Source organism: Candidatus Uabimicrobium helgolandensis, from assembly GCF_041508025.1.
GTDB lineage: Bacteria > Planctomycetota > Uabimicrobiia > Uabimicrobiales > Uabimicrobiaceae > Uabimicrobium > Uabimicrobium helgolandensis.
Genome location: NZ_CP165719.1, coordinates 8,208,818 through 8,233,011, shown reverse-complemented (window position 1 = coordinate 8,233,011; position 24,194 = coordinate 8,208,818). Strand labels below are relative to the sequence as shown.

General features: G+C 33.9%; 21 protein-coding genes. 10 read left to right on the top strand and 11 right to left on the bottom strand.

What is annotated here, in order from left to right; genetic code table 11:
• Positions 1–138: 138 nt before the first annotated feature.
• The gene (locus UABHE_RS30340; protein WP_372367147.1) at positions 139–1,713 is read right to left on the bottom strand and encodes a VWA domain-containing protein; all 1,575 of its coding nucleotides are present in this window, start codon (positions 1,711–1,713) and stop codon (positions 139–141) included.
• 403 nt (positions 1,714–2,116) lie between these two features.
• Here UABHE_RS30340 and UABHE_RS30335 point away from each other — a divergent pair, with 403 nt between their 5' ends.
• The 6 genes from UABHE_RS30335 (at position 2,117) to tilS (ending at position 9,932) form a co-directional block, all read left to right on the top strand.
• Entirely contained in the window at positions 2,117–2,995 is an 879-nt protein-coding gene (locus UABHE_RS30335) for an FHA domain-containing protein (RefSeq protein ID WP_372367146.1), read from the top strand.
• Between the two features lie 27 nt (positions 2,996–3,022).
• Positions 3,023–4,147, top strand: a complete 1,125-nt coding sequence (locus UABHE_RS30330; RefSeq protein ID WP_372367144.1) for an FHA domain-containing protein — start codon at positions 3,023–3,025, stop codon at positions 4,145–4,147.
• Between the two features lie 51 nt (positions 4,148–4,198).
• A complete protein-coding gene (locus UABHE_RS30325) occupies positions 4,199–5,872 on the top strand; it encodes an FHA domain-containing protein (RefSeq protein ID WP_372367142.1) in 1,674 nt (557 codons plus the stop codon).
• A 105-nt stretch (positions 5,873–5,977) separates the two neighbouring features.
• Positions 5,978–6,181: a hypothetical protein gene (locus tag UABHE_RS30320; protein ID WP_372367141.1), complete on the top strand. Its 204-nt coding sequence runs from the start codon at positions 5,978–5,980 to the stop codon at positions 6,179–6,181.
• A gap of 11 nt (positions 6,182–6,192) precedes the next feature.
• Positions 6,193–8,523 (top strand): SUMF1/EgtB/PvdO family nonheme iron enzyme, encoded by a 2,331-nt coding sequence (locus UABHE_RS30315; RefSeq protein ID WP_372367140.1) that lies wholly within the window; start codon positions 6,193–6,195, stop codon positions 8,521–8,523.
• A 20-nt stretch (positions 8,524–8,543) separates the two neighbouring features.
• Entirely contained in the window at positions 8,544–9,932 is a 1,389-nt protein-coding gene (gene tilS, locus UABHE_RS30310; protein WP_372367138.1) for a tRNA lysidine(34) synthetase TilS, read from the top strand.
• Here the strand turns inward: tilS and ruvA are convergent.
• Positions 9,918–10,493 (bottom strand): Holliday junction branch migration protein RuvA, encoded by a 576-nt coding sequence (ruvA, locus tag UABHE_RS30305; protein ID WP_372367137.1) that lies wholly within the window; start codon positions 10,491–10,493, stop codon positions 9,918–9,920. The genes tilS and ruvA overlap by 15 nt on opposite strands.
• A gap of 261 nt (positions 10,494–10,754) precedes the next feature.
• Here ruvA and UABHE_RS30300 point away from each other — a divergent pair, with 261 nt between their 5' ends.
• Complete coding sequence (locus UABHE_RS30300) at positions 10,755–11,360, top strand: FHA domain-containing protein (protein ID WP_372367136.1); 606 nt, start codon at positions 10,755–10,757, stop codon at positions 11,358–11,360.
• A 65-nt stretch (positions 11,361–11,425) separates the two neighbouring features.
• Here the strand turns inward: UABHE_RS30300 and UABHE_RS30295 are convergent, their stop codons facing one another.
• The 7 genes from UABHE_RS30295 to UABHE_RS30265 form a co-directional block, all read right to left on the bottom strand.
• On the bottom strand, positions 11,426–12,136 hold the full coding sequence (locus UABHE_RS30295) for a pentapeptide repeat-containing protein (RefSeq protein WP_372367134.1): 711 nt from the start codon (positions 12,134–12,136) through the stop codon (positions 11,426–11,428).
• 164 nt (positions 12,137–12,300) lie between these two features.
• A complete protein-coding gene (dut, locus tag UABHE_RS30290; RefSeq protein ID WP_372367132.1) occupies positions 12,301–12,720 on the bottom strand; it encodes a dUTP diphosphatase in 420 nt (139 codons plus the stop codon).
• The gene (gene thyX, locus UABHE_RS30285) at positions 12,713–13,387 is read right to left on the bottom strand and encodes an FAD-dependent thymidylate synthase (protein WP_372367131.1); all 675 of its coding nucleotides are present in this window, start codon (positions 13,385–13,387) and stop codon (positions 12,713–12,715) included. The genes dut and thyX overlap by 8 nt, the downstream gene beginning before the upstream one ends.
• Entirely contained in the window at positions 13,365–13,988 is a 624-nt protein-coding gene (locus UABHE_RS30280; RefSeq protein ID WP_372367130.1) for a hypothetical protein, read from the bottom strand. The genes thyX and UABHE_RS30280 overlap by 23 nt, the downstream gene beginning before the upstream one ends.
• 132 nt (positions 13,989–14,120) lie before the next feature.
• A complete protein-coding gene (locus UABHE_RS30275; protein ID WP_372367129.1) occupies positions 14,121–14,789 on the bottom strand; it encodes a hypothetical protein in 669 nt (222 codons plus the stop codon).
• 105 nt (positions 14,790–14,894) lie between these two features.
• Positions 14,895–15,485: a hypothetical protein gene (locus UABHE_RS30270; protein WP_372367128.1), complete on the bottom strand. Its 591-nt coding sequence runs from the start codon at positions 15,483–15,485 to the stop codon at positions 14,895–14,897.
• 9 nt (positions 15,486–15,494) lie between these two features.
• Positions 15,495–16,217, bottom strand: coding sequence for a hypothetical protein (locus UABHE_RS30265; RefSeq protein WP_372367127.1), 723 nt, complete (start codon positions 16,215–16,217; stop codon positions 15,495–15,497).
• Positions 16,218–16,618: 401 nt separating this feature from the next.
• Between UABHE_RS30265 and UABHE_RS30260 the strand changes: the two genes are divergently transcribed.
• Positions 16,619–17,578, top strand: coding sequence for a phosphatidylserine/phosphatidylglycerophosphate/cardiolipin synthase family protein (locus UABHE_RS30260; RefSeq protein ID WP_372367126.1), 960 nt, complete (start codon positions 16,619–16,621; stop codon positions 17,576–17,578).
• 1 nt (position 17,579) lies between these two features.
• Here the strand turns inward: UABHE_RS30260 and UABHE_RS30255 are convergent, their stop codons facing one another.
• Positions 17,580–18,578: an NADP-dependent oxidoreductase gene (locus UABHE_RS30255; RefSeq protein WP_372367125.1), complete on the bottom strand. Its 999-nt coding sequence runs from the start codon at positions 18,576–18,578 to the stop codon at positions 17,580–17,582.
• A gap of 76 nt (positions 18,579–18,654) precedes the next feature.
• Here UABHE_RS30255 and UABHE_RS30250 point away from each other — a divergent pair, with 76 nt between their 5' ends.
• Positions 18,655–19,773 (top strand): hypothetical protein, encoded by a 1,119-nt coding sequence (locus tag UABHE_RS30250; RefSeq protein WP_372367124.1) that lies wholly within the window; start codon positions 18,655–18,657, stop codon positions 19,771–19,773.
• Here UABHE_RS30250 and UABHE_RS30245 read toward each other — a convergent pair whose 3' ends face one another.
• The gene (locus UABHE_RS30245) at positions 19,774–21,159 is read right to left on the bottom strand and encodes a hypothetical protein (protein ID WP_372367123.1); all 1,386 of its coding nucleotides are present in this window, start codon (positions 21,157–21,159) and stop codon (positions 19,774–19,776) included. It lies immediately after the preceding gene.
• Positions 21,160–21,370: 211 nt separating this feature from the next.
• Here UABHE_RS30245 and secA point away from each other — a divergent pair, with 211 nt between their 5' ends.
• On the top strand, positions 21,371–24,181 hold the full coding sequence (secA, locus tag UABHE_RS30240) for a preprotein translocase subunit SecA (protein WP_372367122.1): 2,811 nt from the start codon (positions 21,371–21,373) through the stop codon (positions 24,179–24,181).
• Positions 24,182–24,194 lie beyond the last annotated feature (13 nt).

Genomic DNA, 24,194 nt, shown 5'->3' with positions numbered 1-24,194 from the left:
AATTTCCCAAAAAAATGCGTCAGAAGATCAAGTTCTATTGTTATTTTCAAAGGTAGTCAATTTTGCCTCCTAGGATCACGACTACAACTATGGTTATGATGGTTATTAATATCTAAATTGATGACACGCCCTTATGTTCTACTTGTGTAAGTAGAATTTTCCAGCATTTTCTTGTGCTAGTTTTTGCAAAAACTTTTTCGTAGAACCAAATACATACATTGCAATTGTGTGTATTTGAACTTTACCACTATTTACACTTTGGATATTTTGTAAAATATCGCGGTGTGTTACATATGTTCCTGTTCCTGGCGAACCATCGGCTATAAGGAATATTGTGTCAACACTTTTCATCTTGAGTGCTTTGTGTAAAGCGTCGTATGTATTGGTGCCTGGCTGTGGTTTGTTTTTGGTAAAGAATTTTTGAAAGCTGGTATCATTTGCTATTTTTAGTTTAGAATTCCAAAGAGTTACTTTTTTGTTAAACAATATACAATTTATGTTAACATTATGTTCACTAAATTTTGGTATTAGTGTTCCTAAGGCTTTCATAATTAAATTGTGTTTGCTTTTTTTGTACTCCGCAACTTGTTTTTTCATACTTGAAGAATTGTCGACAACAAAAACAATGTTTTTTGATTTGCGCAAGTCGATTTCTATTCCCATAATATCAATCAAAATTGGTGGATTAACGTCTTTGGGTTTTTCCAAACTCTTTATATCTTCATTATCTTTTTCAGTCGCTTTGGCAATATTTTCACCGGGTATTTTTTCATCAATATCTTCGTTAATTTCTTTATTGTTATCTTCGTTGAGAGTATTTTTTTTATCGACTTTGTCAACAATATCTTCTTGACTATTTTTGTTTTCTGGATTGCTTGGATTATTTATTTCAGGGTTTGTAATTTCTATTAATGGAGCCTGTTTTTTTTCTATATTCTTATTTTTGTTGTTAGTCTTTTCCTTTGCTCTAGATTGAGTAGGCATTTCTATTGATTTTGGTTCTTTACCTGGATTTTCTTGTAACGGAACTTCTAAGTTTGCAATTTTTTCGAAAGTTTTATCACTTGGTGATGAATCAAAAACAGTGTTGTTGTTTTCTGTATTTTCTATGTGAACAACGTTTTTTTTAGGTAAAAGAAGTAACCCGCAAATAATTCCTATAATCAACATCGAACTAGCGACTATAATTGTTTGTTTCGAAATTTTCGATGCTGGTTTTTGGTTGTCTTCTAACATTGTACTAACAGATGAAAGTAATTCAGTTGTTTTTGTTTGTGGAATAACTTGTGTCGTTTTTTCCTCGATAAAACCGTCTGTGGTTACTACGGGTTTTGGCTCTGATCTTAGATGCTCTAAGGGTTGTGTTTCTGTATTTTCATTTCCTGTAGGTTTGACTATTTTGTTTAGAGGAATTGTTTCATTTTCATCGTGTAATGAATGAAGGTGTGTGTTAGTTTTACTCAACATAATCTTCGCGTTTTTGTTGTTGGCATCGAGAATTAAAACATGTTCGAAATCAAGGCGCGCTCGATCGAATTGTAAAAGTTTAAAGTACGCAAATCCTCGATAATTATAACATATAGCACTTTTAGGATTGATTTCGATCATTTGCTGAGATATTTCTAGAGCGGTAGACCACTTTTGTTCGCGCACTATTTGGTTATATTTTTGAGATAGAACTTGTATTTTATGAGCAAGGTCTTTTGTGTTCATTGCGCATTCCTAAAAAAACAAAGCTTTCTTTCTAGTATCTCTTGCATATCAAGGAACGAAAAGACGCTTACTGTTTTTCTATAGATTTAAATTTTTAAAGTAAGATTTGTCCCTTTTTGTATTTTCGTCATTAGGTGTTTTTAGGAATCATGTACTTCTAAAGGTAACTCGCTATTCGCTAAAATAACTAGAGTTTTGTAGAAACCTAAACGGAGGCATGTCCTAAATACTTTCGGTTGGTTGATTAATTTATTTTATCATATCATTACGTAGTTATGGAGAAAATTTTTGCCTTTGTAAAAAAAGTGGAAAAAGAATTTTCTTTATGTTATATTGTCCAATATTTTAAAGAACTAAGAGCTCTTTTTTTAGCTTGGTGTAGAAATCATAAGGAAAAGTAGAGATGACTACAGATGAGAATGTAAATTATAACGCCAGAATTACCGTAGAAGGTGGTATTAAAGTATTGTATAAAGGCGTATGGGTATCAGAAATTCGTTTTGAACAGGATGAAATAAGCCTTGGTGTAATGGACCCTGAACATGATATTTATCCTGACATAAATCTTAGACAGTATCGTTTGGATGGAGGAGACCCTTACATATCAAGGCAACATGCAAGATTTATTCATGAAGAGGGTAAATATTTTGTTGAAGATATTTGCAACAATAATTCCACCTCTATACAAGAAAAAGTAAAAGTCATCAATAATGAAACGATAGAACTGCATCATGGAGATCGAATTTTCTTAAGTGAATCTTTGGTTTTTCGTTTTGAACTTGTTCCTGATAATATTACTGAAGAACCAGACACGCCTGAAAGCGAAGATGAAAAACAAAGCGCTGAATACTATTTGGAAGTAGAGTCTCAAACTCCTCTATATTTCAAACAACGCAATGCTTTTACTCATATTTTAGACTTAAATCCCCAAGAGTGGAGTAAAACGGAAGATACTCCTGCCTTAAGCGTTGGACGAAGAAGTACTGAAGAGGGGATTTATCCTGACATTGACCTTTGGAAATTTTACTTTAACGAAAAAGATGAGTATATTGCAAGAAAACATGCTTGCATAACATTTGAGGATGGTAATTTTTCTTTTCAAGATGTTTCAGGTAAAGGTTCTACATGGATTAATATAAAAGACGATGATCATCGTTTATTGAAGAGTGAGAGCGGTAAAGAGAAGAAGCAACTAAATGTTGGAGATAAACTAATTATCAGTGATTCTGTTGTTTTTATTTTTAAAAAGTACGCTGAAAATGATAGTAGTGAAGACTCATAGACTCATTTTAAGTAGCTGGATTCATTCATGATCATATGCAAAAATTGCGGAACAAGAAATTTACAAAAAGCTCGCCTTTGTAAAAATTGCAATGCTCCCTTAGTAGCTAAGAGAAAAATTCCCTCAACGTTAATAACTAAAAGCGAAAGAAGACCAATTCCTGATACAGTTGTTGGCACGCAAGTAGGCAATGAGGAGCTTTTGCGTTTAGATAAAAAGGTTATTCCAAATACTGTTATTACAAATAAAAACTCAAAAGAGGTGCCACCAACCTTGTCGTTTTTTAAAAAAGAAAACAGTGATGAAAATACTGAACTAATGAAAGAATATCCTTTACCCGACAATAAAGATGATATATTTGTTAAATATAACGATATGGTAAGCCCTATTTTTCAAGAAAATAAAAATAGCAATCAAGAGTCGCAAGACATTATCATCTGTACCTATTGTCGTGCTGAAAACGTATCTTTTTATGAACAGTGTCAGGTATGTGGCAATAAATTAAATGCAAAAAAAACAGAACTATTAGCAAAAATAGTTCACCATGGTGATGAGGAAAAGAGCTACGAACTAACAGTTAAAGATAATATTATCGGTCGCGATGAGGGAGATATTATCTTTCCTAAAAGTCAGAAAATTTCAAAGCGCCACTGTAAGGTATACTATCATCAGCAAAAAGTCGTAGTTGACGATTTAGGAAGTATGAACGGAACTTATTTGAAACTTCGTAAACCATATCTTTTAAAAGATGGTGATATATTTAGTATTGGTAAGCAAATTTTTCAATTTAGACTAATAAAAAAAGCAGACAAATCAATTGTTCCTAAAAGAATAACAGGAGCTTTTTTGCCATCGGCAACAATTCCTAAAGCTAAACTAGTATACTTTATTGAGCAAGGTGGGTATGACATAACTATTATACAAAGTAAAATAACTTTCGGGCGCGAATCAGGAAGTATTGTATTTAGTAATGATAAGACACTTTCACCTCAACATGCTTCTGTTTTTGAACACAAAAGCGGATATATATTACAAGATTTAGATAGTGAAATGGGAACATGGATAAGAATAACTCGGCCAAGTATACTTAAAAATAATGATATGTTTCGCGTAGGAGAACATATTTTTTGTCTTGATTTTCCGGTCACCTAAATAGGCAATTTTCCAAAGTGTTTCTATATTCGGAAGCTAAGGTACATACACATGATCGTATTTAGAATATTATCTGGTGGGAAAGAAGGAAAGATCGTCAAAAGTGATCTAGATGTGATATATGCTGGGCGCAAACCTGAGTGTATTTTACAATTAGACCCCTATCAAGATCTTTCTGTTCACGGACAGCACGCTAAAATTTATAAATCCAGTGGATATTATTACTTAGAGGATCTCAACAGCAAAAATGGTACTTTTGTCAACGATCAGCCTGTCAAAACCCCTATTCAACTAAAACAAGGACTTGTGTTTCGTTTAGGTGTTGATGGACCCGAAGTTGAAGTTTATGATTGTAAAGTTGATGACCAAGAAAAATCTTCTTCTAAAATAGAAAATACTTTCTTTTTAAAACGCCTTGATACTGATACTGTTTTTAATTTCGACAAAAAATCTGTGCGATTAGGAAGACAACCAGATTGTGAATTAGCTCTCGATCCGCTAAAAAATAGAGAAGTTTCGGGTTATCATGCTTTAATTTGCTGCGGAGATGATGGATACTATCTTGAAGATTTACAGTCTGCAAATGGAACCTTTCTCAATGGGGTTGTTTGTAAAAATAGCAAATTACAAAACCTTGATATTGTACAACTAGGCAAAGAAGGGCCCAAATTTCAATTCCTATATCACGGGAATGATCAATCTGTGGTTGTCCCGGATGATTCTTTGCCAGAAAAGATAATTATTGCAGAAGAAGAAACTTTAGCTCCCGACACAAAAGAAAATGTTGTTTCTAAGCAACAAATAGATGCCACAGAAACAAAAGAGCTTATTGTTGCGCAGGACAAAACGCCTACCATAAAGTCTCCAAAAAAGAAAATCAAACGCGTTAAAAAGCGCAACCAAGTACTCGCTAAAATAAAAGAAAAGTCGCAAAGATATACGAATAATATCCAAGATTTTGATATATACAAAAAAGTGAAAAATTATACCAATGATCGCAAAAAAGAGAGTATTGTAATTGCTGTAGTTGTGTTTATATTGGTCATTATTTTTTTTGGCGCGTTTTCCCAAAAAACTTATGATGAAAAAGGTATATACACAAATTATAGTGAAGTGGTTGTTCCTGTGTATAGTCGTTATCTTGTGAAGATTAATGGCAAGATAATACGTGGGCAGACTTATAGCACTGGAGTTTTATATCATAGTGATGGGAAAACAAAAATAATCGCATTACGAGCTAGTCTTTATCCATGGGAAAATCAATCTGAAAATCCAGTGGAGAAATTAGTTCATGTTGTAGCTGTTTGGCCAAGTCGTATGCCAATATTTGATAAAAGTTTAGGGTATAATACTTTGGATTTTACCCATAGCTACAATAATGATTATGCTCGTATAGGCGGAAAAAAAATAGGTAATATAAAGATGCAGAATGAAAAACTATGTAAGATCACCATTGATGGAGTAATTCCTTTTGCATTGCCTCAACAAAAAATCATTCTAAATTCAAAACTCACCGAAGAACAAATGAAAGTGTTTTCTATTTATACTAGTCCTAAAGATGGTATAAGGGATAATGGAACTTTGAACAAAGTGGTTACTGAAGGTTTTGTGAAAAATACAAGATTAACTATTTCTTGCAATTCTTACGGAGCTCCTATATTTAATATTTACGGCGAAATCATTGGCATGTATTTCGAGAATAACCTTGTTCCTATCAACTATTAGTTAGGTTTCTGATCAATGCCTATTATATTCAAATGCCAGTGCGGTCAATATTTCACATCGGCGAATTCTCTGGTAGGTTATAAATTTGATTGCGTGAGATGCCACGTGGAACTGACAGTACCCAACCCTGTTAATGAAAATCAAAATTCAAACAAGCAAGACATCTTAGATTTGCTTTTTCCTGAGGATCCACCACCGGAACAAAGAGAGTCTGTTATTTTTGAAAAAGGTATGAGATGTCAACATTGTGGAGCTAAAATGGTAAGTGGGCAAAGTGTTTGTAGTTTATGTGGATTGCAGAGTATATAAGGGATAAAACGTTGGATAAACAAATAAAAGTATGGAATCATTCTCAAATTACGAAAGCAATTCAAATACTAGAATTGATGCTAGAAACGCAGATAAGTATACAATTGCCTTTACCAGAAAATCTAAGCTGGAATGATGTTACTGATGTCGGTATCTTACAAATTATTCTTTCTCAAAAGGCCGAAATTCTCTTCGAATATCTTCGTGAAGAAGCTATAGAGGATTTATGCAATGAAATCTATAACCACGAACTAGAAGATAGTCGATTTGCTTATAATATGAGTTCTATTCGTTGTCAAATAGCAAATATTATTTGTAATTGTTCTCACGATAGGCAAATTTCATCTACTTGTTATTTTAATTCATTTCTCTATGAAACTATTCAAATATTAGCAGCGCGCGATGCAAACATACTTCGAGTTATTCCACATGATATAGGAACGTTTGTTTCAGCAAAAGAAGAAGAGTATATTGGGCATTTAATGCAATATGTTCAAGGGCTTGGCTGGGAAAATATTCCTTTTGGGGAACGAGAAGAGCTTCTTTTATGTTTAGGTTATTACTACTATACAAAGAAATACTATGTGGATGTATCAAATCTTATTATGGAAGTTATGGAGACGGGAGTTACAAATCCTCTTATCTATATGCTTTATTTCAAAGCGGCTATTAAGTGTAACGAATACTCTGCTGCGATTGAAGCATATAACGCTGCCGTTGACTCTAGTCCTTCTTTTGCTATGCTCCCTACAGATCGCTATACGATAGAACAGGTTTTGTCTGTAAATCTTTTCGAAGAAGTATATCAGGGAAATGATCTTTATGCTGAGAAAAAAATACTTATTAAAGTTCTTCGAAATCCACCTGCTCAAGCTCTTGAAAATATAAAAGAAAGCCACAAATTAAAGCACTCTAAAATATTAGAGATACTAGATGTTAAAGAAACATCTAAGGATAAAATTGTTATCGCTGACTATTTTGATGGTATCTCTTTAAAACAGTATGTTGAAAGCAATGGCTCTTTGGATATAGATAAATGGCAAGAGGTTGCGATGCAAATTCTTGGAGCAGTTGCTCACGCTCATGATTTTCAAATTGCTCACGGCTATCTTTCTTTGCACAATATTCTTTTTGATGGAGAAAATATCAAAATATGCAATTTTGGTTTTTGTGTTGGAGAAATGTGGGGAGAGCCTATTGATGGTTATAATATGGAAGATACGACATTTTACGCACCAGAAGTTGTTAAAGGTGAAGCCTTAGAACTTAGTAGTGACGTTTATTCTTTAGGAAAAATACTAAGTTATCTTCTAAGTGGTAGCATTAATGATGTTTTTAGTGATGATGTTCCTCGTTATATTAGGAATATTATTGCAAAAAGTGTTCGATATGGTTTGGAAGAAAGATATTCTAATGCTGAAGAAATATTCAAAAATTTGGTTGAGGCTTTAGCAAATCCTGAAAGTGCAAAATCAGTACCAGCAAAACCAAAAACAGTCGAAAATCAAAATCATATTATAGATCCAAATGGAAACAAGATTTTGCTCCCTAAAAATATGACAATAAAGGGAGATAAAATTTACAACAGTAAAGATGGTAGTGCCATGGTTTTGATTTCAGAAGGCCCTTTTACAATGGGATCAACTGAAAGAAATAGTGAGTCTCCCGTTCACGAGGTTCATTTGAGTACTTACTTAATTGATTTGTATCCTGTTACCAATAAACAATACATGCGCTTTCTACAAGAAACATCGAAAATGGATATTGCGCAAATAGCTCACCCTAAACAAACCAAAGTAAACAATTTCAAACCTAAAAGTTGGAGAACTCCAGAGTATTCACTTTATAGTGATCTTCCTAACAGTCCTGTTGTTTTTGTAGATTGGTGGGATGCTTGGGCATATGCTAAGTGGGCAGGTAAAAGTTTACCTACGGAGGCTGAATGGGAGAAAGCTTCAAGAGGTAACGATGAGAGAATGTACCCGTGGGGAAAAGATTTGCCCACATCATCTATGGCAAATTTTGGAGGGAATTTAGGTAAAACAACTCCTGTTGGTTCATATCCTGAAGCCAGCTCTCCATATGGTTGCTTAGATATGGTTGGTAATGTTTCTGAGTGGTGCTATGATACTTATGATCCTAACTTTTATAGTTCTGGTAATGTCACAAATCCAGTAAATGACTCTGATAAGCTTTCGCGTGTAGTTCGCGGAGGATCTTGGAATGACGCGATCACTAGTATTCGCAATACAATGCGAGGCTGCTGGATGAATACTGTACGCTATAATTTTATTGGGTTTCGCTGCGTTTATCGTTTGGATAAAGATCTGAATATTTATTAATCCAAAGGCCACAATTTCACATGCTTATTAAACAAGTAATAGGAAATATCGAAAGTCATAGTTTAATAAAAAAAGATGATCGCATTGTTATTGCTGTTTCTGGTGGTGCGGATTCGATTGCTTTGTTATATATTCTTCTCGAACTTCGTTCGCAGTATACGCTACATCTATCTATTGCTCACTTAGATCACGGTTTACGGAATTCATCATTTGATGAAGCTCATAGTGTTGCTTTACTTGCAAAATCTTTAAAACTTCCTTTTTATACACGTTGCGAAAATTTGCTTATTTCTGGTGATAAAGGAATAGAAGAACGTGCGCGAAATGCTCGATACACTTTTCTAAACAAGTGTGCTATAAAATTTAAAGCGAATAGCATTGCTGTAGCACATCATGCGAATGACCAAGCCGAGACATTGCTATTTAATATGATTCGCGGAAGTGGTATTACTGGTCTTGCCGGAATACTTTATAAACGCTCTGTTTCTCTTTCTTCGTCTATTCAGATTATACGACCTTTACTTTCACTACCTAAACAAGAATTGATTGATTATTTATCTGATAAAAAATGGATAGAAGATGAATCAAATAAAGATACTTCCTTTACGCGGAACAAAATTCGCATTAAGCTAGTGCCATTTTTGCAAAAAAATTTTTCATCTAATATTTTACAATCTCTAAACAAAATAACGGTGCGTTGCCAAGGAATTGTAAATTTCATGCACTGTCAAGCCGATGATTGCTATGAAAAAACGAAAACTTCACTTTGTTCAAAAACACATCTTGATGAGTTTATAAAAAAAACTTTGTTGTTTGAGGTGTTTGATAGTGAAGCATTTTCAAATATTCCTCCAGAGATAATACCTTTTTTCTTAAAAAAAGTTCTAATGCTGATGCAAGTAGACGTTTCTGTGTATGAGCATCATTATGCGATGATTGAGAAGCTAAAAGGCCAACTTAGTGGTGAAGTTTATTTATCTAAACAAGTTATTATTTGCAAGAAGTCTCAAAAAATATATATATACCAACGAAAAAATATAGAATACACAAGCGATCAATTTACCAATAAACTTTGCGTAAACAATACCACTTTTGAGTTTAGGAAATACTACGATGATAACTATAATCGCGATGTTTTTACGCAAATTATAGATATGGACAAGCTCTGTTTACCACTACAAATACGAACATGGAATTCATCAGACTTAATGAAGCCTTTGGGTGCTCCAGGTAAGAAAAAAATTCAAAAGATCTTAAAGGATATTAAACTTCATGAACCTTTTCGTCATCACATTCCTATTGTAGTTGATGATAATAACAGAGTAGTTTGGTTGGTTGGAGTATGTATAGCTAACAGTGTTAGAGTTACTGATAAAACGTTAAATAAAGCAATGTTACATCTCTTGTAATGCTAGTTTAATTAATTCATCTAAAAGAATCTCTGGTTCTTTACTTAGAATCTGATCAATAATTGTGGCTGCTGTCATCTGATTGTATCCTAGGCTAACAAGAGCATTTATACCATCTGTGCGCGTTGAGGTGACCTGTATTTGTCCCGAAGGTATAGGAATACTACTTATTGTTCCTTTAAGTTCTAGAATAATTCGTTTAGCGGTTTTCGGACCAACACCTTTAATCTTCTTAAAGTATGTCAAATTTTCGGTAAGAATTGCTTTACACAAATCTTCAGGAGCTCCGCCAGAAAGAATGTTAAGCGCCATTGCTGGACCTACGCCACTTATTGTTTGTAACTTATGAAAATAGATTCTTTCTTCGCTATTAGCAAAACCAAACAATTTCATTGCATCGTCGCGAATAGACAAGGCTGTAAATACCTTTACATTTTGCCCTGTTTGAAACTGCATTTCAGCATGAGTTGAAACTTTGATAGAAAAAGCCATACTACCAATATCTAAAATGAGATCTCCATCGTAACAACTAATTACTTTTCCATTTATGTATTCTAACATAATTCGATTCCACAAGGTTTGTTACTTGAATATTTTACCAAAAACAATATAATATAGGGTGTGTTGATACCGACACACCTAATTATGATACACTCTATATTATATCATATTAAGACGTATCCGTATTAATCTTCTTTATAATTTGATTATTTTATATCGATACGCCCTAAGGGCCCAATTTTTCTTTGTTCGTTAAAAATACGCTTAACAGATAATGTCTGAATCAAAGTAATGTTTAGTTTAAATATGTAAGGTAAAACTATGGGTGACCATTTAACATCTATCACATTGAAAGATATAGCAAAACTAAAAGAACCACGAGAAACCTATTTAGACTTACTGCGTTTTGACGAAAAAGAAGTCCAAGAAAAAATAGCAAATTCCGCCCCTATTGTGAAAGTATTCTTGACTCGTTTAGAACCTAAACATATTTTTTATAGTGATGCCAAAAAACTTACTCCATTGTTAAAATCACCACAATATGAAGAAGTTATTGTTACGGAAAAAGAACTATTTGACTTAGAAGATCTAGGAAGAGCAATGTGCTTGGCTATTGGACGCTATGCTCATAATCATTTTCGAACATTTTTAGATGAAAATGCCGTTGATATGGACCCATTTGTTTCTAGGGAGCATGGATTAATATTTCTGAATAAGCGCAGAAAAGTGTGTTATCATGACATTGGTACCTTCAAAAAAGGTAGTACAAATGGAACCAAACTCAACGATATTTCTGTAGTGAAGAACGAAATCACTCATTGGGATATGAATGATTATTTTGGGTTTGGAGAATGTATAAGCACGATAAAAAACGGAGAACGGATTATGGAGTCTCGGTTTAAACTTCGTTATCAAAATATAGAATAGTTAGTTTTGTTATGATTACTTTGCTATTTATTTTGACTATAACCCCCATTCACTCTCTTTGTTAGTTATAATTCTAATCCTTCTTCTTCAAGGATCGTATCTTCGATGTTCGCTCCTTCAAGATTTACGCCTTTAAAATTTACATTCTCTAGGTTTGCCCCTTCTAATTGACAACCTTGCAAATTTGCTTTCTCAAAATTTGAATTTTTAAGATCAGCGCCCTCAATGTTGGTATTACGCATATCTGATTTTCGAAGATCAGAATCTATAAGATAAACTCCTTCAAGATAAGCATTTCTCATGTTAGAATATTTTAAGTTTACTCTGTCTAGAGAAGCATTTCCTAAATCGACATTTTGTAGATTTGCTTTTTCAAAGTTAGTATCTATTACTTCAACTCCCTCAAGTAAAGCTTCCTCTAATATAGCTTCTTTAAAATTGCATTTTACAATGTGAGCATTTTTAAAAGAAGCCTCTAAGCATTTTGCTCCTTGAAAGTTCACATTTTTTAGATGTGCACTTTCGAAATTTACGCCTTTTAGATTGGCATTTGAAAAATCAACATTTTCAATTTTAGAATTTTCGAAATTAGCATCGCATATTTGTGAACTTTTCATTTTGACATTACTAATTTTGCTATTTTTGAATTTGATTTTATTTAAAATTGCATCAGAAAAATTGTGCCCCTTCATTACTTTTTCTGTAGCCATACAGTTTTCTATAAACTCACGTACATTTTCAATAACAGGCATAGTTTTCACTTTTTTAGACGCCATTAATATATCTCCTGTATAGATTTAGTCATAAATACCCAATTTCTTGGAGGTGTTTATATAGCGAAAAAAAAAGTAAAATGCAAATAAAATTTTCAGATAAATTAAAATTTTTGAAATATGTTGTGCAAATTTAAAACCTTATTTAAAGATAAGTGATTAAAATTTTATTTTCCTGTACTGCCGAAACCACCACGATCATTGTCTTCTACTTTTGCTTCTGTGAGTTTTACCTGTTCTACTTTGTGTATAATTGCCTGAGCAATGCGTTGTCCCTTTTCTAAGATAATTTCTAACTCTGTAGCATTTTCAATGCCAATATGTACTTCTTTGCGAAAATCACTATCGATTGTGCCTTTGAAAATATTGATTCCTAGTTTAAATGAAGAAGAACGAGGCATAATGGTTACGTAGTAACCGTCTGGAATAGCCATTTTGATATTTGATGGAAAAAAACCGCGCTGTTTAGGTTGCAAAACAAGACTATCTCTTATGTATAAATCAATTCCGGCAGCGCCTACTGTTTGATACTGTGGGAGCGGCAATGAATCATCTATACGCTCTACAAATAACTGAACCTTATTCACCAAAACACTCCTTCATTACTGTAGGAACAATATCAGATATAAGCTGTTTAATCGCTTGAGCATACACGCGTATTTCCCATTGCGAATGTTCATCGTCGCGCAATTTTAAAAATTTAATTAGGTTACTAAGATCGGTGCGCCCAATAAATTTTGTCATCAAATTTTGCGGTAGAACCATACGCGCTTGTTCCCTACATACACCACGATCTAAAAGTTGATAATAGAACTCCACAGCTTCATTTGTAAATTTTTGTAATTCATCGTGAACGTGTTTTTGGGTTTCACCCTCAAGTTCACCGCTTCCAACTTGTTTGTTTTTCTTGTCTTGCTTGCGAAAATTTTGTGGTACATAAAATGCAATATTTTCGCTAGTATAACGTCGACTTACTTCGTTATAGCTCCAAGTACGATGGCGAAACCATTGACGCGTAACAAATAGCGGACAGTAAACTTCGAATTTAAATATAATCATCTCCAGGGGAGAGGTATGTTGATTTCGAATTAAATAGCGTAGTAATTTATAATCTTTTTCGTGCATATTCTCAACATATTTGTCATAACTAACGCGAGCAGCATTAACAATATCTATTTCGCTGCCCATGTGGTCTAGGAGACTAATGTAGCCTTCGTTATTGTCTAGAACCTCAATTGTTTTTTTTGAATTCATTGCTCTCTCCTGCCTCATTGTTCGAAATAATACCTTTATTGAAAGAAAACTTAACTTGTGCTTTTGTTAAAAGCTTAGTTTGTAAGTTGAATTGCCTGCGAAAATCATTAAGAGGAACTCGAACAACTTTGCTACCGCAAAATATGGCAACAATGTATAGACTAGGATTATCGTAGTAAGGATGTGGATTTGGGCAATAGGCTATAATTGTCGAGCTTTCTATCGGTAAAGATTTATGATACAAATAACAAAAGTCGATATTTGATGGCTTGTGTCCCCTTCTAAGTTCATCACCAAATATGTTAGAAAGTTTGTATATATTACCTTTTTTCCAAGAACATGATAAATAGCTATAAATATTACTTTGCGTCAACCCACCATCTGGAGCAAACAAGGAATCAAAGTCAGTAGGATAAAAAGGAGGGGAACTGTTAGAATATAAATGACTGTCAATTATTGTACTTAAAGAGCGTAGTGTCTTAAAACAATTATCTTGCCTTGGAAATTCTGTTTTGCGCCAGACCATATTTGTAAGGCAAAAAAATCCTACAGTGCATAACACTGTTAGTATTAAAATCAGATAGATTATAAAATTTTTCATCGAATGCTCCTATTTATTTCGCGTGTATCTTTAGCATATTTGTCGTGGATAAGGCGGTCGAGATATCTATTTTGCTATTTATGTGATCAAGGAGGCTAATGGAGAGTTCATAACCTCAATTGTTTTTTGAATTTACTGCTCTCGAGCTTCGTTGCCTGAAATAATACCTTTATTGAAAGAAAATTTAACTTGTGCTTTTGTTAAAAGCTTAGTTTGTAAGTTGAATTGCCTGCGAAAATCATTGACAGAAACATAATCAACATTACCACCATAGAATATAGTAGCGATGCTATTCCCATGTTGGTTGGGACAATAAACTAAAATAGTTGATTTTTTCGCAGGCAAAGATTTATGATATAAATAACAATAATCTATCTTGGGTTGTATGTTAAGGTAAGGATTTCCAATTTTTTCGCCGAATATGTTGTATTTTTGAAATAATAAACCGTTTGTTGAAGGACATGAAAAGCAATTATGAATAGTACAATCGTCATTTTTGAGTATATTGGTGGCGAATAACGAATTAAAGTTAGCGGGATATGTATGATTAGATATTTTTTCTTGTAGGTTATGAAAAAAAAGAGATTTTCCGAAGTCTTTAGCACTTATAGAATTACCTGTAGAATTGCTTACAGAGTAGATTGTAAGGTCATAGTTCAATCGTTCCAATGATTTCAAACAATGTTGCTTACGATAACTAGCAGCGCTCCATGGAAAGTATTTTAGTCCAAAAAATCCCACAGCGCATATAGATACTAACGTGAAAATGACCATGATTGTACGTATCAAAACTTTCTTCATAGCATACCTTTATTTAAATATATTTGAACAACAATTCTAATAAAACTAACCTGACTAGTCCTTTTACCCAATATAGAGAAAAAGATGGAATAAGAAACTTCTCCATTATTTTTTGGGGAAAATAATACCTCTCTTGAAAGAAAACTTAACTTGCGCTTTTTCTAAAAGTTTAGCTTGCAAATTGAACTGCTTTTGAAAATCGTTAATAGGAACATAATCAACGTTACCATCGCCGAATATGGTGGGAATTTTATTGTTATGTTGATTTGGACAATAAGCTAAAATAGTTGAATTTGTTATAGGTAAAGACTTATGATATAAGTAACAGTAATCTATTTGCGGTGGTCTGTCGAAGCTATGACCAGGAAGTTTTTCACCAAATATATTGGATTGGCCATATTGCGAACCCTTCACAACAGAACACGATAGACAGTGATAAATTTCTCCATCGGTGTTTCCTAATAGACCGATCGCAAGTAACGAATTAAAACTCGTAGGAGGTATGTGAAAATCTGCTTGGTACACGGCAATTATACTATTTAAATACCTCAACGTTTTGAAACAAGAGTCTTGTCTTGAATAACCAGATCTAAACCAAACCGTAGATTTAAGAGCAAAATAACCTGCTGCGCACACTGCCATTAGTGTGAATAATAAGTAAATCACAATTGATGCGCGAATTAGTATTTTTTTCATGGGGATTCTCTATTTAAATTTGTAGAAATATATTCCAGCACATGCACATATGAATACAGCGATAACTGTAATCCATAGCCAAATTTTCGGCCCGGCGATTTCGGCACGCAGTTCGGGTAAAAATTCACCTTTTTGTTCAATAATGTCTACCATATCAAACTTCCACTCAGCCATGTTTTGATCTTTGTTGCGGCGACCATTTGTTGCAACAATGTGGGGAGCATGTAAGCGAAATAAGAAATTTTTTCCTTCAAAAAAACGATTCACACCTTTTGCAAATTGTGTATTTTCTTCTTTTTTTTCTTCAAAAGAATACAAGAATAAATAATTACCATTATCGAGTTTTTTGACAGATATATCAGTTCTACGTCCAGGCTTTTTACCTTTGGTACTAAAAATTTGTTGTAAATCTTTTTGCAATTGCGAAGTGTTTCTTAGGTCTTTTATCGAGACGTATACACTGAAGAATATCAAGTCGTTTTTTTCGTACTCTTTTACCTCTGCTTTTCCGACATTTGGGTTTTTTTCTAGCAAAGCTTGGTTTTCTTTTCGTTCTTTTAATCGATCTTCTTCGCTTTTTAAGTTCATCATTTTGTACATCGATTTTGATACACCAAAGGCAATTCTGACGTGTCCAGAACCATCACCGTGAATCCAAATCTCTTGCTCAATTTCAATACAACTCGTTAATAAAACAATCGCAGTAAGCAATAAACAGGTTTTTTTTATCATTTTTGTCTCTCTTCATTTATAAACTGAACTAGATATTTGGTTAAGTAATTTTGTTTTGTGTGATGTTTGACTGCCGAATGAAGAGGCAATCTCATAATTTTGTATTTTTTGTTGTTATTCTATTTTGCCGTACTAAGTATTATAATATCTTAACTAGGACGCGTTATCAATGAGCTATTGGTAACTATCGTAGCCATCATCGCGGTTGGTGGCCATGACTAATCGATTTGAATAAAATCGCTAAAGGTTTTCTGTATATCAATAAATATAAAGGGAATAACTGAGAATGGCTGGGTCAAAAAGATCGGTCAAATTCACATGCTTTCAGACTGAAAAATTTAATTAGCGATATATCCTAGGCTAATAATTTAACTTAAAAAGAAAGGCTAAAAATGAGACTAATGTTGCTGATCTTGCTTTCAACATTTCTTTTTTGCCAAGAGCACCAAGCTATTTGCAATCGCAAATATTTTAAAACGTTAAAAAATCAGATTAACAATGCGCAAAAAAGTATTGATATTCTTGGTTTTTCAATGAAAACAAATACAAATGTGAATAAAAAAATTGTCTCTTTATTACGGCACGCTAAACAGCGCGGTGTAAAAGTGCGTGTATTATTAGAAGGAAATAGTTTTGTAAAATCACATAACTACAATACAGTACAAAAATTACTTAAAATAGGTGCACAAGCGAAAGTTAATACTTCTAGATACTTGATTCACGCAAAACTGGCAATTTTTGATAATAAGTATATTCTCTTTGGTTCGAGTAATCTGACATTTCAATCTCTTATTTTCAATAACGAAAGCAATATTCTTATTAATAGTGAAAGTATTGCAAAGTTTTATGTTGAATATTATGCATCGTTATGGAAAAATCCCAACAATAAATGCTCCTCAACAATAACTATCAATGATAGTTGTTATTTTTATGGCGATAAATATTATTCTGTGGTAGAAGATGCTTTAAAAAATGCCGAATCAGAAATCACTGTTATAATGTACTACGTGTATGATAAGAATTTATTTTTACTTGAATTACTTGCAAAAGCAAAAAAGCGCGGTGTTAAAATAAAAATATTACTCGAAAAAACGACAAGAAAAGCTTTTAACTCACATATATATATGTATAACGCAAGAGTGGCAAAAATTCTAAAGAAATATGGCATTTACAAAGTTTCGTTTGACTCTACATCGAAAGTCACACATAGTAAAATACTTATTGTCGATGGATATAAGACTATTATAGGATCGAATAACTGGTCGAAAAAAAACTCTTTTACACATCAGGTAGGAGCAGTGATTCATAGTAAAAAAATAGCCCTTTCTTTTGAGAAACATTTCCAGCAGTGTAAAAAGTAGTCTATTTTATTTTGACGATAACTTTACCTTTAGCCCTGCCAGATTCAACATAGTCTAAAGCTTTTTGCGTTTCGCTAAATGGAAATATGCGGTCTACAATAGGGCGAATTTTTCCGTCTTCAATAAAATTTCTTATGATATCTAATTGTTCTCCGCTATCAGACATGAATAGAAAAGTGTACTTTACACCAGATCGTTTTTCAAGTTTTGTTATTTTGCGAGTGACAAGTGAAAATAAAAGTGTTTTTAAAGTGCCAACTTTGTATTGTTTGCCAAATTTTGCATTAGGTAAACCTGATATAGAGACGATATTACCGTTTGGTTTTACTATAGAAAAAGCTTTTTCTAGATACTCTCCACCTAAAGTATCGTAAACAGCATCACAATTAGTTAGAACATCTTCGAAGTTTTGTTGTCTATAGTTAATAACACTGTCGGCACCTAAAGACTTTACAAGTTCCATTCCTGCATCACTGACGGTTGTTGTAACGTGTGCACCTATAATTTTTGCAAGTTGTATGGCAAATGTTCCTACTCCACCTGCGCCAGCCTGAATTAATATTTTTTGGTCTTTTTCTAGGTGCATTATGTCGCAGAGTGCTTGGTATGATGTGAGCCCAACCAAAGGAATTGAGGCCGCTTCTTCAAAAGACAGATTTTTAGGTTTTATTGCTACAGCTTTTTCATGGACTGCTATATATTCGGCAAAGGTCCCTATTCTGTTTTTTGGAACTCTAGCATAGATTTCATCACCTACTTTAAATTTTGTTACTTTTTTCCCTATTTTTGTAACAACTCCAGCAAAGTCATTACCTAAGATGAGTGGCATTTTATACTTAAGTAGTATTTTTACTTTGCCATTACGCATTTTAAAGTCTACAGGATTTACGCTAGCAGCGTGAATCTCAGCAAGAATATCTGATTCTCCGACTTCAGGAACGGGGAATGTCATTAATTCCAAAGGAATCTTACCATACTTTTTAATTGCATAAGCTTTCATTTTTTTCCCAATCTGCTCTTATTTTGGTTATACTAGTAATAGACAAAAAAAATAATTATAGCAAGAAAGGGAAGTTATGCTATGTCGCACTGTTTTTTTATCCATATTATTAACATTTTTATGTTGTTGTGGTAGTAAGCGTCCATTTGTATTTACAAATGCAACGCAAATGGCAGATTTGTATATGCAAGGTGAATTAACAGATCAAAATGGCAATCGTTGGGATATTTGGATTGTTCCAGGTATGTGTCCTGTATTAGAATTTTCTAAAGACAGCTGGGTTGATGCAGGTAGAGATTTATCTGAATATGGAAAAAAAGACCTCTGGAAAAATTGCGCTGATTGGAGTAGTGAGTCTTTGCAGTTTTCTGGAGAATCCTTTAGCGAATATTTAGTAGGAGGCATAACGGACGATTTTTCAGATGCAAGTAGTAATATTAGTGCCAATGTTAGTGAAGCCCCTTTTGGATGGATACCGCGCATTGTTGTAAATGCTTTTTGGGGATATTTAATAAAACCTACTTTTCGTTTAGCAACAGCCCCTATAGGTATTGTTGGTGGCGCAGCTGGAGCGGTTATTTTTCCTGTAGGCATTGTAATGAGTCCTATAGCTCTTGCAGCAGGAAAGTCAGTAATTGGTGGTACTCTTATCCCACTAGCGGGTATTACAGCACATCAATTTGTGTATCTTTTTGCCATTCCTAATCGTGAACCAGCGGTAGAACAAGATGGACGTTTCGGACTTTATATTACGAATAGAAAAATCGATTCAGCATATGAAGATGAACAGGGAGATCAGTTGGTGTACGAAGAGGAAGATTTAATTGACTCTAGTGAAGAAGAATCTGAAGGTGTTAAGCGACTCGATAAATCTGTACTACTAAAATTAGCGTCAGAATACATACTACTCAAGAAAATGCTTCTATTACATAATGTTTGGAAAAAGGAACAGAATTTGGGAGAGGATGAAGGACTTATTGTAAATATCGATAGTTCTCTTTTTTATAAAATACCATTTTCTGAAGAAGTACATGATTATTATAAAAATGCATTTTTTAGTGATTTTGTCGATATGTGGGAAAAAATGCAAATGGAGCTTCCAGAACTAACAAGAGAAGAACTTATTTCTGCAAAAGATGCATATGACGATTTTTATGAACAAGTAATAGATAAAATAGGATTTGTTGGTCAATAATCATTTGGTGTCGATGAAATGAATTTGGTATTTCTCCAAAAATGCAAAAGGAGGTTTACTTCCTTGCTCATGTTTTTTTATGCTAAAAACAACTTTTTGAGGAAATAATTCTTGTAACCAACTTTGCGGAAATTCTTGAAGTTTCTTTTGTTCTTTCTTAGGCAGTACCAATGATTCTCCACTTAAGCAGTTTCCAACAAAAAAGCCTTTTTTATTGTTGCTAAAATAGGTATTTTCCCAGTCTACTTCGCTATCGTTAATTAATTTTGAATTCTGTTTTTCGAATTGCATAGTTCCAATGTATTCTTTTATTGTAAAGGTCTGGCAAATATAGCGATTACTTGTAGTGCTTACTAGCCAGCTCTTTTCAGTACGCGTTAGTGAAAATGGTTGTTGTTCTCGTTGGAGAATAGGCATTGGGAGTTGTGTGAAAGAATGTTTGAATTGCTTGAGGTTTTTTGTGGTGAAATCATGGATCGTGGTAACGAGAGTCGTTTCATTGTTTTGTGGGCATAAATCAATAGAGGTGTAATGAACTAGCTGATATTGACTTAGCCAAAAAGCTAGCAATGATGTATTTACAATTGTCAAAATGAACATAATTACTGCACGATGATTAATATTTTTTTTACTAAAATTGATAAAAAAAATAATACATAAATGTAGTAAGCAAAACAGGCTAATACAAATGTAAATATTTGTAGACCAGAACCGAGGTTTTACAGGAGGAATGTCATATATTGCTTGAATTTTAGCGTAAGGATTTTTATGATTAATCACCATTTCGTCAATAGCAGATGAAGAAAATATATTAATAAAAAATATCTTTCCACGCCCATATAAGATTGTTTTTTTAGAATTATGATTTATTTCAGGCATAAAATTTGCTTTTAAAAATGCATTCCCTCCAGCAGCAACCCAAGTTTTGACTATGTTTTTTTCGCGCGAATTTAACTCGCGATTTATAAATAGGCAATTTAGTGGAGCTAATCCTTCCCAGTGATCGGGTAGCCACTTGATATGAGTGTAATAAATATCTCGGTGGGACACAGGTATAGAAGTATGAGAATTCCCATAGATACCAATGAGTTGATCTGTTTGTTTTAAAGTATTGAGTGAGAAATGTTGAGCTTGTTTTTTTTGAGCGACAATTTGAATGTGAACAAGTTGTTTAGATAAGATGCTGTAGCCAACATGTTGTGTGTTTGGAACTGTAAAATCAATATTAAAGTTATCAATAGATACTTTTAGATTAGTACTTTCTTGTGCGGTAAAACGTACAGGCCACCAAGTTCCTGGCCGATAGTTATTTGAATACAGAGGGTCTATTTGAATTTGAGTATAAATATTACAAATACAGCATAGAAAAAAAATGTACTTATACATTATGCTAAAACCTAGTAGTTGAAGTATGCAGTAGATTTTCATACAATAAAAAATCCTAGCGAAGGTTGTTCAATTTGGCAACAAGGTTGTGGTAGAAATTTAATATATTTTTAACCACGTCCCTAAATTGCAATTCTATCATAATCTGTATTTGACGTGTTAGGATATATTAAAATGATTTCTTTAGCAGCAATAGAATAAGGAAGAAGCTATGTCTTTTGTCGAAAAATTAGGAAAAGGAATACAAGGAGTTTTTGGATCTTACAACGATCGTTATATTGTAAAAGAAGTTATTCCTTTAGTAAATAAAGTCAATGCTCTAGAATCTGAGTGGGTGGCTTTAAGTGACCACGATTTAAAAGAAAAAACAACTCAATTTAAGAAGCGTTTGGCAGAAGGCCAGACTTTGGATCAAATCCTTCCTGAAGCTTTTGCTACAGTAAGAGAAGCAGCTCGCCGCGTATTAAACATGCGCCATTATGATGTGCAACTCGTTGGGGGAATAATTCTCCACCGCGGAAAAATAGCAGAAATGGTAACAGGAGAGGGAAAGACACTTGTTGCAACATCTCCTGCGTATTTAAATGCTCTTGAAGGTAAAGGGGTTTTCGTTGTTACTGTAAACGATTACTTGGCACAGCGTGACCGAGATTGGATGAGCACTGTCTACGAGTTTTTAGGTCTTAAAGTTGGCTGTATACAATCTTATATGGGGCCGAAACAGCGTCAACATGAATACGGGTGCGATATTACTTATGGTACGAACAATGAATTTGGTTTTGATTATCTACGTGACAATATGAAAATGTCAGTAGAGGATCAAGCCCAAGGCGTTCTAAATTTTGCCATTATTGACGAAGTTGACTCGGTATTAATTGATGATGCACGTACACCTCTTATTATTTCTGGACCTGCGGAAGCATCTAGTGAGAAGTATTACAAGGCAGCAAAGGTTGTTAAACAGTTAAAAAAAGATGAAGACTTTGAATTAAAAGAAAAAGAACAATTAGCACTTTTAACAGATGAAGGTGTAGAAAAAGCTGAAAAACTAGTAGGCGTTGACTCGTTTTACAAGGGAAAAAATATGGATTGGCCGCACCATATTACTCAAGCCCTAAGAGCGAAACACTTTTTTAAGCACGATGTTGAATATATTAAGTTAAAAGGCGAAATTGTTATTATCGATGAAAATACAGGGCGTCCGCAACCAGGACGACGTTGGAGTGATGGTTTACACCAAGCAATTGAGGCTAAAGAAGGGTTGAAGTTACGCGAAGAAAACCAAACACTTGCGACAGTAACATTACAAAACTATTTTCGTTTATTTAATAAACTTTCTGGTATGACTGGTACAGCGCTAACAGAAGCAATGGAATTTCATAAAATTTATAGCTTAGAAGTTTTTGCTATTCCGACAAACAGGCCGCTAGCACGTATTTCTCACGATGATGTTATTTATGGAACTGAACGCGAAAAATTTAATGCGATTATAAAAGAAGTGATGAAGAATCACAGTGTTGGTCGTCCGATGCTTATTGGTACAATTTCTATTGAGAAATCAGAAGAACTCTCATCTGTATTACAAGCGCGTAATATAGTACACAAAGTTTTGAACGCTAAACATCACGAGCAAGAAGCACAAATTATTACAAACGCAGGGCATCTTGGTAGTGTAACAATTGCGACAAACATGGCTGGACGTGGAACGGATATCGTTCTTGGTACTTTTACTCATGAAGAATTATTGGAGCACTGGAAAAAAACAGGACTAGCTCCGAAACGTCTTTCTGTGGGTGATAATAATTTTGAAGAAAAAATAACGCGCCATTGGGCAAAAGTGTATCTAAAAGAAAATGTCGATGCTCCTCTTGATGAAATTCAAAAACGATTGCAAGAAGTTTGGGATGAACTTAGCCTACCTTATTTGAGACTGTGCACTAAGATATCAGAATTAGATGGTTTGCATATTATTGGAACTGAGCGTCATGATTCACGGCGCATTGATAACCAGCTTCGTGGGCGTTCTGGACGTCAAGGAGATCCTGGTAGTTCGCGATTTTTTCTATCATTTGAAGATGACTTAATGCGCAAGTTTGCTCCTCCTACAATGATAAAAATGATGCAAAAACTTGGTATGCAAGATGGGCAGGATATTCAACATGGTATGATCAATCGTGGGATTGAAAAAGCTCAGAAAAAAGTAGAAGGATTTCACTTTGAAATGCGTAAATCTCTTCTTGATTATGATAAAGTAATGGATGAGCAACGCAAAATTGTATATGAAAAACGTAGTAAGGTACTCAAAGGAGAGGACCTTCGCGAAATGGTATGGACAATGATCGAAGAGCGCGTTGAAGATGCAGCTTATTCGATGCTACCAGAGAGGTTGACTGGCAATGTAGATGAATTTACCGAAATACGTGACTGGATAAAACGAAAATTCAATATGCAAGTAAGTGTTGCAGATATTGATTCTAAAAAAATAGATGCTGTGATTGAAAAAATTCTTGATACTTTAAATAAGAATTATGATAGTCGCGAAAAACAACTTGGTAGAGAAATGATGAGCAACTTAGAGAAGTATATACTTCTTGATACCATTGATTCAAGGTGGAAAGATCACCTGTATGCAATGGATGTACTTCGCTCTAGTATTAATTACGAAGCATATGCACAAATAGATCCAAAAGTGGCTTACAAGAAAAAAGGTTATGAATATTTTGATAAAATGATTATTGCTGTTCAAGAAGATGTCAGTGATTTTATATTTAAATTGGAAATTGAAGAGCCTGATATGGAAGATTTGGGTGACATTTGGAATCCTTCTCAGTTTAACCACAATGATCTTGGCGTTGATTTTGGAGGTGGTGGTGTAGATCGTGAAGCATATGAGCAAGCTCAAGTTGCAGCAAGCGCTACCGAAGTTAAAACAATTAAGCGTAGTGCTCCTAAAGTTGGACGCAATGATCCGTGTCCATGTGGTAGTGGTAAAAAACACAAAAAATGCTGTGGAAAAGCTTAAGTAGCACGCTACG

Bases quoted from the DNA above. Each gene is read 5' to 3' on its own strand.
- UABHE_RS30340 (WP_372367147.1), bottom strand. From the start codon at position 1,713: ATGAACACAAAAGACCTTGCTCATAAAATACAAGTTCTATCTCAAAAA.
- UABHE_RS30335 (WP_372367146.1), top strand. From the start codon at position 2,117: ATGACTACAGATGAGAATGTAAATTATAACGCCAGAATTACCGTAGAA.
- UABHE_RS30330 (WP_372367144.1), top strand. From the start codon at position 3,023: ATGATCATATGCAAAAATTGCGGAACAAGAAATTTACAAAAAGCTCGC.
- UABHE_RS30325 (WP_372367142.1), top strand. From the start codon at position 4,199: ATGATCGTATTTAGAATATTATCTGGTGGGAAAGAAGGAAAGATCGTC.
- tilS (WP_372367138.1), top strand. From the start codon at position 8,544: ATGCTTATTAAACAAGTAATAGGAAATATCGAAAGTCATAGTTTAATA.
- ruvA (WP_372367137.1), bottom strand. From the start codon at position 10,493: ATGTTAGAATACATAAATGGAAAAGTAATTAGTTGTTACGATGGAGAT.
- UABHE_RS30300 (WP_372367136.1), top strand. From the start codon at position 10,755: ATGGGTGACCATTTAACATCTATCACATTGAAAGATATAGCAAAACTA.
- UABHE_RS30295 (WP_372367134.1), bottom strand. From the start codon at position 12,136: ATGGCGTCTAAAAAAGTGAAAACTATGCCTGTTATTGAAAATGTACGT.
- thyX (WP_372367131.1), bottom strand. From the start codon at position 13,387: ATGAATTCAAAAAAAACAATTGAGGTTCTAGACAATAACGAAGGCTAC.
- UABHE_RS30280 (WP_372367130.1), bottom strand. From the start codon at position 13,988: ATGAAAAATTTTATAATCTATCTGATTTTAATACTAACAGTGTTATGC.
- UABHE_RS30275 (WP_372367129.1), bottom strand. From the start codon at position 14,789: ATGAAGAAAGTTTTGATACGTACAATCATGGTCATTTTCACGTTAGTA.
- UABHE_RS30270 (WP_372367128.1), bottom strand. From the start codon at position 15,485: ATGAAAAAAATACTAATTCGCGCATCAATTGTGATTTACTTATTATTC.
- UABHE_RS30265 (WP_372367127.1), bottom strand. From the start codon at position 16,217: ATGATAAAAAAAACCTGTTTATTGCTTACTGCGATTGTTTTATTAACG.
- UABHE_RS30260 (WP_372367126.1), top strand. From the start codon at position 16,619: ATGTTGCTGATCTTGCTTTCAACATTTCTTTTTTGCCAAGAGCACCAA.
- UABHE_RS30255 (WP_372367125.1), bottom strand. From the start codon at position 18,578: ATGAAAGCTTATGCAATTAAAAAGTATGGTAAGATTCCTTTGGAATTA.
- UABHE_RS30250 (WP_372367124.1), top strand. From the start codon at position 18,655: ATGCTATGTCGCACTGTTTTTTTATCCATATTATTAACATTTTTATGT.
- UABHE_RS30245 (WP_372367123.1), bottom strand. From the start codon at position 21,159: ATGTATAAGTACATTTTTTTTCTATGCTGTATTTGTAATATTTATACT.
- secA (WP_372367122.1), top strand. From the start codon at position 21,371: ATGTCTTTTGTCGAAAAATTAGGAAAAGGAATACAAGGAGTTTTTGGA.